We start from the raw sequence: 14728 nt of genomic DNA, 5'->3' as shown, positions 1-14728 counted from the left end.
CCAATAGAAAATAGAGTACCTCACTCTTACATAATTTCTCAATACGAAAAAAACGTTCTTTAAAATAAGGAACGTTTACGTGCACTTCAGAATTATAGACCGAGTTTGCCTTTTAAGCCATCTACGAGCCCTTGAGCTTGTTCTTTCATATTTTCTGGAGTATATTTATCCACTTGCTCATCAATAACTTCTTCTGCTTTTTGCTTCATATCCTCTGGCACGTTTGAAGCCAAATCTTTTGCTTTATCTACAAGGTTATTTAAATCCATAATTTCTCCTTTTTTATAGTGTTATTATAACACAAGTGCTGACATACAAATCAATGATTCGTACTGAAGCGAGTTTTATTCAAACATGACCAAAATTCAGTGCCACAAGTCTTTATTGACAATCATTTTGTCCAGAACACCATGTTTTCAGGACATTTTTCGTTAATACTTCAATGTTTTTTAGCGTTACTTCGTTTTCCATTGCTTTTGCTAAAGGAAGCACCTTTCTCTGAATGCTATAACTTGCCAATAAGACCTGATTCATCTCTCCTAAATCCTCCGATAAACTGCCACAAAAAGCGATTGTAGGGACATGATATTTCGCTCCCAGCTTTGCCATTCCAAACGGAACTTTGCCCTTGGCTGTTTGGAAATCCATCTGCCCTTCGCCTGTAATAATCAAATCTGCCGTTTTGATTGCTTCTTCAATCTTTAAAAGCTCAGCTATTTTATTAAATCCAGGCTCAAGTGTACCCCCTAGTAGGATAAGAGCACCACCTAAACCACCAGCTGCACCTGTCCCTGGAATCTTTTGTAAATCAATCTTTCTCTCTTTTTTTATCTTTTGGACAAAAGCTTGCGCAGATCTATCCTGTTGTTCCAGAATTTCTGCTGTCCCGCCTTTTTGCTTTCCAAAAACTTTGGCATATCCTTCAGCGCCAGCATAAACATTAGTAACATCTGCTAAGCCTGTAATTTTTATCGCCGAAAAATCTTCAGCTTCTAAAGCTTCCAAAAGGCCCAACCCACCATCAGAGGTGCCACTCCCTCCCAGGCTTAGAATAATCTCAGTCGCTCCTCTTTTTTTAGCATCAAGAAATAAGGCACCAAGTCCGAAAGTTGTGGCTTCTTGGATTGTCTTTTCATTTGGTTTTATTTTATCGATACCGACCACCTTAGCTGCCTCAATTACAGCCAGACGCTCATCCATTAGTAAATAGGAGGCTTGCATGGGACGTTGCATTAAATTAACCGTTTTAACATTAATAAGTTTTCCCTCTAAACCAGATTGAAGAGCGGACACACTCCCTTCGCCCCCATCAGCAATTTCAAACCTCGCAACCTTGATTTTGGGAAATGTAGATAAAATCGCAGTTTTTACTGCCTGATTCAACTCAGCACTCGTGGCTGATCCCTTGAAAGAATCTATCGCTACTACTACTTTCATATTTTTTTCCTCCTAGTAACTTCTCTATTTTAAGCAAAACACCTTGTTCTTCACATGACGGAACAACTTCTAAAGCAATATTCTTTATATCTTCAACTGCATTTTTCGTTGCATAAGCTTGACCAACGGCCTTAAGCATCTCCAAATCATTTAGATTATCTCCAAACGCCACAATTTCATCAGCAGATACTTGAAAATATGAACATAAGACATTTATACCACTTTCTTTCGAAATTCCAGAACAAACAACATCAATAGATTGAAAACCGCTTGTAGTTGCGCGGACTTCAGGAAAGGCATTCAGAAAAGTTTCTAATTCTTTCACATCTTCATGCTCAAAATTCATTGTTATTTTGATAATTTCATCGTCAACACTATAGAAATCATTTACAACTTTTATATTTCTATAAAAGTTGTGCATTTTTTCTTTGTAAGACTTTTCGGCAGAGTTTAATACGTAAGCTCCTTTTTTACCCGATAATAATACCTTATCTCCCGACATTTTAGGATGATTTAAAATAGAATAAACAACTTGGCTCACTAGATTTGGAGGTAAACTATGTGAAGCGATTTGTTTACTTCCCACCCAAACTTGTGCTCCGTTTTCTGCAATATAAATGAGTTTATCTGCTATATCTTCAAAATATTCTCGAAGACGTAGATATTGGTTTCCACTTGCAATGACAAAATGTATTTTTTTCTTTTGTAGCTCCTCAAAAATTTTTTTAAAACGAGTGGTATCATAAGTCTTATCTTCCCTTAAAAAGGTGCCGTCCATGTCTGTTGCGATAATTTTCAAACTTTTACCTATACTTTCTTAATCCAAGCTACATCATAAGCTTGGAGATTTGTAATTTCTCGTCCAGAAATCAAATCAAATCCCGAGATTCCTCCCAAACTTTGTACTTCATTTGTTACATTCGTTACTGCATATACTTTATGTCCTTCAAATTCTCTTAGTAAGCCAAATAATCCATTCCCCAAGTCAAGCGTTTCTTGAGTTCCATAGGGGTTAAAAGCAACTTCTTTCTTTCGAACAGCAATCATCTTTTGAATTCCATGATAAATTGTTTGGCGATAGTCATTAGATTCCAACTCTTCAAAAAGTTTGGGCATGTCTAACTTTTCACGATTGATTCGACGATTAATACCTGAATTCTTTAGTCCTACATAATCATTTTTCGAACCAAAGATAGAATGGTAATAAATGGCAGGAACACCGATAATAGAAAGTAAAATATGATGAGCCGCAAGCATTTTTTTCGTTGTAAGTTCTTCTTGCCCTAGCGTTTTCAGAGCCTCGGAATAATTTATATTCATTTCATAAACTGACTTTGAACCATCTGGATTATTTTTATAGGACACACGCCCACCATTTTCCAAGACACGTTCTACCAGATTTTGACGTTCAGCATCACTCAATATACCTTCCGTAGGACGTAAACCAATCCCGTCATGGCTGGCTAAGAAATTAAAATATGTTGCTGTCTCACTTACACGATTGATACCGGCGGCCCAGTTCCTCAATCTTTCACTATTACCTGTGATAAATGTATGTAAGACTAATGGGGGCAATGGAAATTGGTAAACTTGTTGCGCTTCATTATTTCCATTGCCAAAGTAAGAAATATTGTCAGCATGTGGCACATTAGTTTCTGTTATAATTTGTGTATTTGGCGCTAATTCTTCTAATAAAATACGCCAGAGTTGAATAATTGAATGCGTTTGGGGAAGGTGCATACAAGTTGTTCCAGATTCTTTCCATAGAAAACCAATTGCATCCAGGCGTACACTTGTTGCACCTTTAATCGCATAGTCCAATAAGACTTTTGTCAGACGTACAATCATTTTAACATTTCTAGGATTTACATCAACTTGGTCCTCTGAAAACGTGGTCCATACCTTTTTGTTGTTAGAATAGGTATGGAACAAGGGAGAAACACGTGGTCGTGTTACATTTGAAGTATCAAAATCATTTTCAAACTCAACAAACGCCTCGGAAAATTCTGGATCATCAGATAAAAACTTCTTAAACCAATCACTTGATTTTGACATATGATTCGCGACAAAATCAAACATTAAACGATAATTTTCAGATAGTTTTTCAATATCGGACCAATCGCCCAGCTGAGGGTTAATTTTTTCATAGTCAGTTACTGAAAAGCCATCGTCACTGGTGTAAGGAAACATGGGTAACAGGTGGATATCCGTTACGCTTTCTGCCAATTTTTCATCGACAACATCTTTCAGGACAGCCAGCCCTTCACGGTTTCCGTCAGTAAAAGCATCACCATAGGTGATAAGGTAGATATTTTCTTCTGATAGCGTTTTCCGTTGCGCAAAGTTTTTGTTATAATATTCTTTCATGAGACTTTCAAAAGCTATTTGCGCTTCTCCTAAAGTCTCACCAGTGTAAATTTCAGAAAGTTTCTGATTAATTTTTTCTATCTGTTTCATGATTGAGGTCCTTTTATGTATTTTTATGATATCTTAAGAACAAACCGTAGTAAGTTGAATGCTCTTGAAGAAGAAATTTTAAAAGATTTGCTTGAATTACAAGCCAATCTAAAAGATTTAACGGTTAGGGAAATTGCGGCCAAGCATTATACAAGCCCAAACACAATTACACGCCTTGTTAAAAAATTAGGTTTTACAGGTTATACGAATTTTAAAGAGGCACTGAATATTGCTAACCAAGAGGGTGAAACTGTTCTCGAAACAACAAGTTTAGATGAACAAATCATTAAAACCAAGCAACTTCTCAATCAAGAAGTACTTCTCCAAGTGTTAGCACTCATTCATGCTTCAGATAAAATTTTAGTGGATGGTGTTGGTCTTTCACGCTTTCCTGCTGAAGAGTTTCATTATTATTTAAAAATTCTAGGGAAAAATTCTCAACTTTTTTTAGACCCGCATATGGTTCGTTACGCCGCAAAGAAACTTGATAAAAATGATTTACTGATAAGCTTTTCGGTTTCTGGTGAACCCGAAAATATTTTGGTGCCTGCAACTATTGCTAAAACAAATTTAGCAAAAGTCATTTCTATTACAGGTTTTTCACAAAATAGCTTATCTAAAATTTCCGATATACAGCTTTATGCTATGACAGATTCAACACTTGTTAATGGCATTGATATGGCTAGCCGTTTGTCTTTTACCTATTTGGTAAGTCTTATTTTTAGCGAATATTTGAAAACTTACGATGAAGAGTAGTATAAACTCTTTACTCCTCAGCTTTCCCAGAGGCTTCTTTAACTTTGAGTGCGATTCCTTCAACTTGTGGGCCATAAACCACTTGAACATTACTCTTATCAAGTTTAATGACTCCTGCAGCTCCAGTCGTTTTAAGAGCTGCTTCATCAATTTTTTCGCTATCTTTAAGCACCATGCGTAATCGAGTAAAGCAGTTATCAATAGCTTCAATATTTCCACCCCCACCAAGTGCTGCTACAATAGCCTGTCCCAGATTATTTGACTGCGAAACTTTAACTTCACTTACATCTCTTGCATCCAGTTCGAGTTCACGACCTGGTGTTTTTAAATTTTTCCAAAGAATAACTTTTTTGAAAACAAAATAATAAGCTGGAGCATAGATTGCACCGAGTAACACTTCAAAGAACCATCGTGTTTCTACGCCGCGTAAGATACCAAAGACTCCAAGATCGATAAACCCTCCCTGTACATTCCCGATAGAAACGCCAAGTAGATTTGTAAACATGAAAGAAAAGCCGGCCATAAGCGCATGGAAAACGAAAAGAATCGGAGACAAAAAGATAAATGAAAACTCTAATGGTTCAGTAATTCCTGTCATGAATGTTGCAAGAGCTGCAGCAAAGAGAAATCCTTTTACCTTTGTTTTATTCTCTGGTGCTGCAGTATGATACATCGCGAGTGCAGCAGCTGGTAAACCAAAAACCATGAAAGGAATCTTACCTTGTGAAAGCAACTTCGTTGCACTACGCATAATATCCATATCTGGAGTAGCCAAAGCGAGTTGTTCATTGAAAATGTTAAGCGCTCCAACAAACTGTTCCCCATCAATAGTTGCCACTCCTCCAATCGGCGTAAAGCGAACAAGTTGATTTAAGATATGGTGGAGACCTGTGGGTACTAAAAGACGTTCTAATGAGCCAAAAAGGAATGTCCCCAATAGTCCCGCATTCGCGATTACATTTCCTATGTTTTCGATTCCAGCACCAAGAAACGGCCAAATGAAGAATAGGAAAGCTCCTAAAATTGGAGAAAAAATGGTTGTCATGATTGGAACCAAACGCTTGCCACCAAAGAACGAAATGAAAACTGGTAATTCTGTTTTATAAAAGCGATTGTGAACCCAAGCAGTGAGAATCCCTGAAACTACACCTCCAAAAACATTCATCCGATAAGTAAAAATACCGAGAACACTCTCGTAAAGAGAAGCTTGTTTAGTTGCTTGAACGACTGATTTCCCAGCCTCTTGTAAAGCCTCTATGCTTGCTGTAGTAACATTAATACCTCGAAGATTAAGGAAATAACTAATCGTAACATGCATCAAGAGGAAACCAATGACTGCTGAAAAAGCTGCATTGGCTTTTTCTGTTTTTGCCAAACCGATGGTTACTGATATTGCAAATAATATAGGAAGATTCCCAAAAAGTGCTGCGACAATAGCCTTAATAAAACCTATAGAATTTTGAACAGCTAAGAGATTGACGAAGTTTTCTCCCACAATTGCGGGATTCTGAAGGACTGATGCTAATCCAAGAAAGATACCAGCTGCTGCAATGATGGAAATAGGCATCATGAGTGATTTACCTAATTTTTGGAGATAACCTTTTACTGGACTTTCTTTTTGATTTTTTATCTCTTTCTCTTTTATTTCAACTTGCGCAACAGGTTTGCCAGCCTCCGCCTGACCTTTTGTTAAGGCAATTTTTTCTAATTTTTCACTCGTGTTAGTGATAAGGACCATCGTAGTTTTTGGAACATTTGCTGACTCTATCTGTTCCCAGTCAACGGTTCCAAGAATTTGCCCTACCTTAATTTTTTCTCCTTCTTTAACACTTATTGTGAAGGGATGACCTTGAAGTTTGACTGTATCAATACCGATATGAATAAGGATTTCGAGACCGTTATCCGCAAGTATACCAATAGCATGGTTCTGTTGTACTGTAACAACTCCCGTCACTGGACTGACAATTTTTTCGCTGCTCGGTTCAATAGCAAAGCCATCTCCAAGCAACTTTCGAGAGAATGTCTCGTCAGGCACACTTTCTAAATTAACAACTCGTCCTGAAAATGGGGCACATATTGGATGAGAGTTCAGGTGTTTTTTTCTTGCTCCAAACATTATGAATTACTCCTTTATTTTAAAACCAGCTTCTTGGCTTCTTTTTATACTCTATTTTTATCAAAAATGCGCTTACATTTCAATAGAGTTACAGTGTTTTGACTATTAACTACAAGACTTGTTTTTGTACACATTTTTGTGTTAGAAAAAACACTGTTTCCTTAAAGACTAGATCTAATAAATTTAATCTTCCAAAAGAACAGTATTTCGCTGTAAGTTTTAATAAATAAAGTTTCACTTTTTATTTGAAGAAAAGTTTTACATATAAATTTTCGAAACTTTGGGGTTGAATTTCCGAGCATTCCGAAGCAGGTGCTTCTTCCAAAGATATGGTGTGATAAACTTCCCCTAAGCTAACCTTTTGTTTCTGAGGATTAAAAACTCTTATTATTCCATATTCATTCTGCTCCGCTTTCTTCATGCTACTTACAAATACATGTGACGGCAGAGTTAATAGGGTCATATCAGCTGGGAAATTTGTCATACTTTCTGGTTGTGGCAGCTCAAAGCGCTCTAATCGTTCTTCAAAACTATTCAATGTTTGAAGATGGTAAGTCAATTGATAGCTAGCAAATTCTTCTGCGCTTTCGTAATCTTCTAAAACATCCATTTTTTCGGCCCACTTATAGGCATATGAAAATACTAAATCTCCTTGCATTTGTGCATCTGGGGTTTCAACCACTTTATTATTAATACCAGATGCACGACCTGGGCGCCAAGATAAATCATCACGCCCCAAAAGACCAACAGAACGGAATAAAGTAAGATTCAAACTTTCACTCGTTGCTTCATATTCTTTCAAGCCTTTAGTATATAGGCTTACACTTCCGTCAGTTTCAGGAACGGCTACAAAACGCTCTAAAGGATAAATAGCTTGCGGACTTTCCGCAAATTTTTCCTCTCGCCAAGTATCCAGATGTGAATTAATATTTAATCGTTTTTGCAGACTATAACCTTGGTCAGCGTAACTGGCGCCTGCTTGAGTTTCACCATGAAAACGCACGCGTACCCGATGATCTTTCAATTTATTGTTAATGTGGTGTTCTATTTTTATCAGATTTGAGTCTGCTTCTAGGGTTAAAGTTGTCAAAATCTCTTGATCACGGAGGGTATTTTTCAAGAACATTCGGCTGATTAAAGCTGATGTTTCAGTTTTAATGAGTGTGAAGTCATTAGAAAATACTGGCGTGTTACCATCTGGAGAATAATCATAAGAGTCTCCTACATCATTGGTGTCTTCAAAATCAAACCAATTCGTCTTTCTTTGATCATCCGACAAACGAGTCAATATAATTCTTCCAGTATCGTATGTTATTTGGTAGTGATTATTAGTAATACTGCTTATTTGTGAGTTCTCAAGCTGCTGGACTTCATCTTCAACGATATCGAGACGCTTATACCCAAAACCTTCAAAAGTAATAGTTGCTAAGATTTCAGTCCTATAATAACCAGGAATTTCAACTTCTTTTTCACCTTCTGCAGTCACTTTTACTTGACGACCACCTGAAATGTAGTCTTGTTTGATAACAGTTTGTGATAAGCACTGATTATTTTCAACTAAAGCGACCGAAGGTTTTCTTGTGAAGACAACAAAATTTAGATTTTTCTTCACTGCTTTTGGCAAGAGATTAAAGGCGACTACAGCATTATCATTGTCAACTAAGCCACGGGCAATCTGTTTTTTCATAATATTAATGTAACCATCTACAGTACGCTCTATTTTCTTCAAGCGTTGTATGATAGCCAAATTGGTTTCATCAGAGTTGCAACCTCCCAATGAATCATGGGAATGCACATCAAAGAGCTCTTTTAAGAGTGCATTTATCCATGATTGTGGATACTGCCCACCCAATTTTGTAGTCAGTAGTCCCAAGGGTTCAAGTTGCTGATAGATTTTTTCTTCAACTTTTGAGTTCAATAGTTTAATGTCTACACGTTGTGAACGAATTGTATTGTGAATCCGTGATTTCTGGCTGGCTATTAGCTCTCCTTTGACAATATTTTCAGGATTAAAATTTGAAGCTGCCATGAAATTTTCATAATCAGACAATTCAAATTCATAAGCTAAATCCATCTGATTTAGGGCAGCGACTACTTTAGGAAAGTGTGTGCGCACCAAAACTTGATCGCCACCTGCTGGCAATAAAATTGGTCCTTCATTTGGTGTCATATCAGCCAATTTATCTAAAATAGGCAGCAAGGTCTGCTCTAAATACTTTTGATTATTTGCCAAAAATTTACCCGGTCCATAACCAAAGAAAATATTATTGGCTTCAACTGTGTCTCCATTTGGAGACTGCCAAATAAAGTTCATATCTCCTTCAATTTGTTCATTATAAAGTCCTCTTTGCAAAACAGCTTGTTCAATACCAAAGCCTTTAAATATACTTGGTAAATAGGAATTTTGACCAAAAATATCAGGTAGGTAACCTATTTTCATTGAATATCCCAGCTCTTCTGCACCAGATTTCCCCAACAAAATATTTCGGATTATAGATTCTGTTTGATTAAGTAATGTATCGCATTGTGTATACCAAGGACCGATTTGCAGACGTTTTTCAGTAATTAATTGCTGAGCCGATTGCCGTTTTTCAGGATTTTTTTCCAAAAAATCTGACATGATTGAGTATTGACCATCAAAGATATATGTTGGAAATTCTTGATGCTGGGATAGATAGTCCAGCAAAAAGTTCATATTTTGAGATAGAATAACATTTGAATCTTCTAAAGAAAAATACCATTCTCGATCCCAGTGACTGTGTGGAACCACCACTACTTTACGTTTATTCATTTTAGTTTCCTATAATAAAGGGCGATTTAGACTCGCCCCTTTCTTTTATTTTTTATTAAGACTTGTGTCAAAGCCAATTGCTTCGCCACGTGCTTCTTTACGCTTAATCAAGGCATAACGAACAAAAATATTCAAGAAAGCAATGATCAAAACACCCACAGTTAAGCCAACCAGATATGCTGGCAAGTTGGTTACCAGAGGCCAGCCCCAAACTGCTGGTAAAGGCAACCATTGGATAGCGCCCATCGCTGTCGCAATAACTGCTCCCGCAACTGCTCCAATCAAGTTAATTGGAATCGTAATAAGTGGATTACGGAGCATAAATGGTATGCCCCCTTCTGAAATAGCGATAAATCCAAGTAAGAAAGATGTCCCACCAGCGACACGTAAATCTTCAGGGTAAACACGACATTTAACAACAAAACGGTCAATAATCGTTGATAAACCAAGACCAATCGGTGGAATGACAATCGCTAAGACACGCGCAGTAAGTGGGAAAATTTCCTCTGCTGCTAAACCAATAGCGATAGCCCCTGCTGCTTTATTGAGCGGGCCACCCAAGTCAAAGGCAGTTGCTGCAGCGATGATTGATGCTAATACCAACTGACCTGAACCTGACATAGCTGTGATCCATTCTGTCATCAAATTATTCAAACCACCAAACACAGGTTGAACAATTAAATAATTTAGAATGAAAATGGCAAGTACAGAAATACCAGGAACCAAAAACATTGGTTTGATAGCTTGCAAGTTTTTAGAAACCTTTATTTTTGTATTCAAAAATTTAACAATAAAGCCTGCCAAAAGTCCTAAAACCAATGCACCCAAGAAGCCTGATGGAATACCGCCGTCGGTTATATTAAAGAAAGTATAATGTAATCCCCCTACAAAAAGACCACCAGCGAAACCTGCAATCAAGCCTGTACGATCTGCAATAGCATAAGCTGCAAACATACCAAAGATTGGATAAATAAACTTGAGTAACATGCTACCAAACAAGTTCAAATAGTGTGTATAGAGGGTTAAGCCTGTTGCTGTATGATAGTCAGGCGAAGCGATATCAGCTGCTGGAAGCCCCAAAGCATAAGTCCAAATCAATGTCGAAATACCAATCATGAGACCAGCTGCCACAAGCAATGGAATCATGTATGAAATACCTGTCATTGTTGATGCTGATAAAGTCTTCAAGAAGGAAGTTTTTTCTTCTGCTTCTTCGAACACAGCCACATTTTCATCTGCTACAAAGTTTTTTGCTTTTTCAAGAAGTTCATCAACTACAGGACCTGCATTTTTGATGGGTTCTGCTACTGGTACATCCACCTTAGGTAAATTTGCAAAACTCTGCATGTCTTTCAGAGCAATATCATGGGCAAAGATAACACCTACTGCCTGATTCACATCAGCTGTTGTAATACGATCTTCAATGCCATTCGCCCCTTGCTTTTCAATCTTTGCTCTATAACCAAGTTCAGCTGCTTTTTTACTGATGGCTTCTGCCGCCATATAGGTATGGGCAATACCAGCCGCACAGGCTGTAATTCCAAGAATTAAGCCATTATTTTCAGAAGATACGTTTGTTGCTGTTTTTTCTTCATGGTCCAGTAATCTCAAAATTTCAGTCTCTGAAGTCGCAGCTTTGATTTTTGCCAAATAATCTGCGTTGCCAAGCTTACCTGCCAAATCAGCCAAGAGGGTCAAATGCGTACTACCTGCCTCACTTTCAGGTATAGCCAGGACAAACACTGTATCTACCTGATTACTTGGATCCAGTGATGGATAGGCTTCACTGCTCAAGGGCTCTGCCAGACGAATCAAAACAAATCGTGCCTTTTGAACGCTGGATGATTTACCATGAGGAATGGCAAGACCATTTTCAAAACCTGTAACACCGTGGTTTTCACGTTCATAAAGTGCAGCCTTGAACGTCTCGCTACTTGAGACAATCCCCTGTTTCTCAAAAGTATCGGCTACAAATTCAAAGATTTCTGATTTACTTGTAAAGGACTGATTGAGGAAAATTAAATCCTTAGAAGTCGCTTGTGATAAGTTCATTTTCTCACCTCTATTTTTTAATAAATCCATCTTAACATGAATGAAGGCGTTTTCTTATCCATCTTCTGGATAATTATCCAAACTAAAACATTTTTGATACAATAATATCATGGGTATTTTAATTAATCATTACCAAAATCAAATGGACATACTGACTGAAGGTGAGTTATACGCCTTTACTTCCTTAGACAATCGTCCAGAACTACTTACAACTCTATCTTTATCCAAACTTGCTGAACATATCGCTTCTTCCAACTCCACAATTATCCGCTTAGCACAAAAACTAGGATTTGAAGGCTTTAGTGATTTTCGATACGCCATAAAAAATCTATTAAATACAATGGATAAAGCTGAAAACGACGGCTTGGTTCAACAATATCAGCATTTCTTTAATACGATTCTTCCAGCCATTTCACCAGATAAATTTCATTATTTTGCAGAAAAAATCCATCATGCAAAAAATATTTTTATTGTAGGACTAGGACTCACCAAGCCCATTTCAGAATATATGGCAAAGCACATCTATCAACTGGATTGTAATGCAGTCTATGTCTATGAAAGTCATATGCTAGACCTCTTACCCAATTTGTTGCAACGGGGAGATTTAGTTATTTTTATCTCTGAGTCAGGTGAAACTATGAGTTTAATTCATTGTGCTAAAAAAACCGCACATACTGGTGCAACCTTGCTTTCAATTACTAACAGTGCCCACAACACACTGAACCACAGTATGCAAATGAGCTTAACCACCCAAATGCCACGCTCTTTCCATCATAACTATGACACAACCAGTCGCGTTTTTCAGGCTGCAGTAATTGATGTCATCCTTGAAACATACGCTAACAAATATTTGAAACAATAATTGATAACAAGTTTCGCTTTTTAATGATTTAGGGAAAACGTGTTACATCAAAAAGGAGCATCAATTGAATGCTCCTTTCTCACTTTGTGCATCATAACTAATTATCATTTTGACTAATAACTTGTTAAAATCAAACAAAACAATATTTTTTGAAAATAGCTTCAGCCCTTTCCTCAGTAGTCATACCTATGACTAGTTTATCTGAATACTCATTCTCAGATAAACCATTATTCAGTTCAGAAGATACCGATCTCCAGAAATCTAAAGTTTATTCTGAATTAATTTTCATCCTTAGTGATAGCGATTTAATCGCTTTATAGAAACCTTTATCGTTCATGCTAGAAGTTGCCTATTAGTAAAAGGTATTGGAAAAATTTCCCCAAAGATGCTGGGATACATATGAAGCACTTCTTGCTATTAAAACAAATAATAGTCAAAAAGCTGATTTCGAAGATCTAATTGAGCTAAAAAGAATTGAAAATAATAAACTGATTGTAACTTCATTTTGCACTTTTGATGAACTCAAAAAAGAGTTATATGAAAAATACCCAGCTACGTTATGAGTGAAAGGTGAATCACGAATGAATGGTAATCCCGCTGAATTTAAATACATCCAAGCTGAATTGACTCGCTCTCCTCAATTTATGAACCTTGATTTCCTTAATAAAATTGTGAAGCATCACTTATGATCGGCGTGGCTATACCACACCCGAAGGAAAGTATTTGGATGGAACGCTTGGCGTATTAAAACAAAGCAAAGGCAGTTGCTACTTAGGGTACTGAAGAAATCGATTTACTTTCTTTATAACTTCACTTTCAGCGTCTGAATCTTAATCACAAATATGCATAATAAAAGAGTAGATAGTAATCCTGCTCTTTTATTATTATTCTCCATACAACTTGTTTCTTCAGTATAATTTAAAACGAAATAATAATCTCTTGTCAAAGTACAGTTTGGCTTTTTTAATCATTATTTATCCATTGTTTGCTTCATCATTTAATTAAAGAAATATTAGTAAACTTATTATTTCAAAATCAGACAAACATTTTTTGCAAAAATCCTTTTTTCTGCTCTTTCAATAAATCTAACTTACGCTGTTGAATGGTGATGTTATTGTCTAGTTGTTGGAAAAACGAGCCAATTTTGATTTGCTCTTTCACACTTGGCAAACTAAATTTTAAGGTTGAAAAATCAGTATAACTAATACTTCGACCATCACGAATACCATAAGTAACAGTTTCTAATCGCTTAATAAAGGTTGAACTAGTTAATACTTCTTTCCAAAACTTCGACACTTGTTTTTCTGGTTCTTTAAAGTCCAAAATCGTGTACGCTGGCGATGTTATACCCTCCACTTCTGACCAAGCGAAACCTCCTTGGAATGAACGAAGATGAATTACAAACTGACCTGGTTTTACCCGCTTATAGTTTTTCGTACTTTTCTCATCATACTTAATATCAATTCCTATTTCGTTCCGTCTAATCATTCCAAGTTCTTGTGAAGCAGACAAAACTGGTAAGTCTGAATATCCCTTATCTGAAACTGCTGAGAAAATATCAGTTGCCGCACACTGTTCCCAAGCGTCAGTAAATCCCTCAAACCTCAATTCAGGAACTGTCTCACCATTTTTAGGAAACATCTTTTGCAAGAATCCCTTTTTCTGCTCCTTTAACAAATCTAACTTACGCTGATGAAGGGTGATAAGATGGTCTAGATTAGCGAAGAATAAGCCGATTTTCTGTTGTTCCTTATTCTGCATAGGAACTTTAAATTCAAAAGAATCAATATCTCTTGAAGATACATTCGGTTGAGCTCCTGCAACTAAAACAGAATTAAGCTGATTAATGAATAAGTGAGAACGTACAAGTGTCGAAACAAATCCATAATCTGTACTGTCTTTTTTCGTGAAATAACCAACACGTTGATTTTGATAGATCTTTTTGTTTTGGGGATTATCAAGAATTGAAACTTTACCTGTTGTCGCCCCTGACATGGCTAATACTGCAGCCTTATTTGGTAACAAGTAATTTTCGTCCTTTACTTCTTCGTCATAAAAGACATAATCTCCACCAATTTCTCCAGTAGGTAAAATATTAGAAATTCGTACTATAGGAACACCCTTAGCTCGAAACTTCTCACTACTAAATGCAAAACCACCACGCAAACTAGATAGCTCTCCCAACGCACATAGTTTCCACTCATCCGTAAATCCTTTGAACCTCAATTCAGGAACTTTTTTGTGTTTATTTGTCATC

Annotated in this window: 11 protein-coding genes; 3 read left to right on the top strand and 8 right to left on the bottom strand. The window is 36.8% G+C overall.

Translation table 11 applies throughout. The features are described from left to right. Positions 1 to 92: 92 nt before the first annotated feature. The 4 genes from J0J33_RS05430 to J0J33_RS05415 all read right to left on the bottom strand — a co-directional run bounded on the left by J0J33_RS05430 (position 93) and on the right by J0J33_RS05415 (position 3894). A complete protein-coding gene (locus J0J33_RS05430; RefSeq protein ID WP_019293751.1) occupies positions 93 to 269 on the bottom strand; it encodes a hypothetical protein in 177 nt (58 codons plus the stop codon). A 112-nt stretch (positions 270 to 381) separates the two neighbouring features. Continuing rightward, entirely contained in the window at positions 382 to 1437 is a 1056-nt protein-coding gene (locus tag J0J33_RS05425; protein WP_206921604.1) for a glycerate kinase, read from the bottom strand. Further along, the gene (locus J0J33_RS05420) at positions 1385 to 2236 is read right to left on the bottom strand and encodes a Cof-type HAD-IIB family hydrolase (protein ID WP_206888441.1); all 852 of its coding nucleotides are present in this window, start codon (positions 2234 to 2236) and stop codon (positions 1385 to 1387) included. Before J0J33_RS05420 ends, J0J33_RS05425 begins: the two co-directional genes overlap by 53 nt. A gap of 8 nt (positions 2237 to 2244) precedes the next feature. Continuing rightward, positions 2245 to 3894, bottom strand: a complete 1650-nt coding sequence (locus tag J0J33_RS05415) for a sugar phosphorylase (protein WP_206888440.1) — start codon at positions 3892 to 3894, stop codon at positions 2245 to 2247. 15 nt (positions 3895 to 3909) lie between these two features. Between J0J33_RS05415 and J0J33_RS05410 the strand changes: the two genes are divergently transcribed. Next, positions 3910 to 4650, top strand: coding sequence for a MurR/RpiR family transcriptional regulator (locus tag J0J33_RS05410; RefSeq protein WP_206888437.1), 741 nt, complete (start codon positions 3910 to 3912; stop codon positions 4648 to 4650). 10 nt (positions 4651 to 4660) lie between these two features. On the opposite strand, the gene J0J33_RS05405 is transcribed toward J0J33_RS05410, so the two are convergent. The 3 genes from J0J33_RS05405 to J0J33_RS05395 form a co-directional block, all read right to left on the bottom strand. Further along, a complete protein-coding gene (locus J0J33_RS05405; RefSeq protein WP_206921603.1) occupies positions 4661 to 6766 on the bottom strand; it encodes a glucose PTS transporter subunit IIA in 2106 nt (701 codons plus the stop codon). A 241-nt stretch (positions 6767 to 7007) separates the two neighbouring features. After that, complete coding sequence (locus J0J33_RS05400; RefSeq protein WP_206921602.1) at positions 7008 to 9557, bottom strand: glycoside hydrolase family 38 C-terminal domain-containing protein; 2550 nt, start codon at positions 9555 to 9557, stop codon at positions 7008 to 7010. Positions 9558 to 9602: 45 nt separating this feature from the next. Then, a complete protein-coding gene (locus J0J33_RS05395; protein ID WP_206921601.1) occupies positions 9603 to 11609 on the bottom strand; it encodes a fructose-specific PTS transporter subunit EIIC in 2007 nt (668 codons plus the stop codon). 109 nt (positions 11610 to 11718) lie between these two features. Between J0J33_RS05395 and J0J33_RS05390 the strand changes: the two genes are divergently transcribed. Next, the gene (locus J0J33_RS05390) at positions 11719 to 12471 is read left to right on the top strand and encodes a MurR/RpiR family transcriptional regulator (RefSeq protein ID WP_206888429.1); all 753 of its coding nucleotides are present in this window, start codon (positions 11719 to 11721) and stop codon (positions 12469 to 12471) included. A 365-nt stretch (positions 12472 to 12836) separates the two neighbouring features. After that, entirely contained in the window at positions 12837 to 13034 is a 198-nt protein-coding gene (locus J0J33_RS05385; RefSeq protein WP_206888427.1) for a hypothetical protein, read from the top strand. A gap of 472 nt (positions 13035 to 13506) precedes the next feature. On the opposite strand, the gene J0J33_RS10770 is transcribed toward J0J33_RS05385, so the two are convergent. Next, positions 13507 to 14727 (bottom strand): restriction endonuclease subunit S, encoded by a 1221-nt coding sequence (locus tag J0J33_RS10770; protein ID WP_240265704.1) that lies wholly within the window; start codon positions 14725 to 14727, stop codon positions 13507 to 13509. Between the last annotated feature and the right edge of the window lies 1 nt (position 14728).

It is taken from the genome of Lactococcus sp. LG1267 (assembly GCF_017309545.1).
GTDB classification, from domain to species: Bacteria; Bacillota; Bacilli; order Lactobacillales; family Streptococcaceae; genus Lactococcus; species Lactococcus petauri.
This window is presented reverse-complemented; position numbering and strand designations above follow the sequence as displayed.

What these genes read in the sequence shown, in the direction of transcription:
- J0J33_RS05400 (WP_206921602.1), bottom strand. Translation starts at nt 9,557, where the DNA reads ATGAATAAACGTAAAGTAGTGGTGGTTCCACACAGTCACTGGGATCGA.
- J0J33_RS05425 (WP_206921604.1), bottom strand. Translation starts at nt 1,437, where the DNA reads ATGAAAGTAGTAGTAGCGATAGATTCTTTCAAGGGATCAGCCACGAGT.
- J0J33_RS05390 (WP_206888429.1), top strand. Translation starts at nt 11,719, where the DNA reads ATGGGTATTTTAATTAATCATTACCAAAATCAAATGGACATACTGACT.
- J0J33_RS05395 (WP_206921601.1), bottom strand. Translation starts at nt 11,609, where the DNA reads ATGAACTTATCACAAGCGACTTCTAAGGATTTAATTTTCCTCAATCAG.
- J0J33_RS05415 (WP_206888440.1), bottom strand. Translation starts at nt 3,894, where the DNA reads ATGAAACAGATAGAAAAAATTAATCAGAAACTTTCTGAAATTTACACT.
- J0J33_RS05430 (WP_019293751.1), bottom strand. Translation starts at nt 269, where the DNA reads ATGGATTTAAATAACCTTGTAGATAAAGCAAAAGATTTGGCTTCAAAC.
- J0J33_RS10770 (WP_240265704.1), bottom strand. Translation starts at nt 14,727, where the DNA reads ATGACAAATAAACACAAAAAAGTTCCTGAATTGAGGTTCAAAGGATTT.
- J0J33_RS05410 (WP_206888437.1), top strand. Translation starts at nt 3,910, where the DNA reads ATGTATTTTTATGATATCTTAAGAACAAACCGTAGTAAGTTGAATGCT.
- J0J33_RS05405 (WP_206921603.1), bottom strand. Translation starts at nt 6,766, where the DNA reads ATGTTTGGAGCAAGAAAAAAACACCTGAACTCTCATCCAATATGTGCC.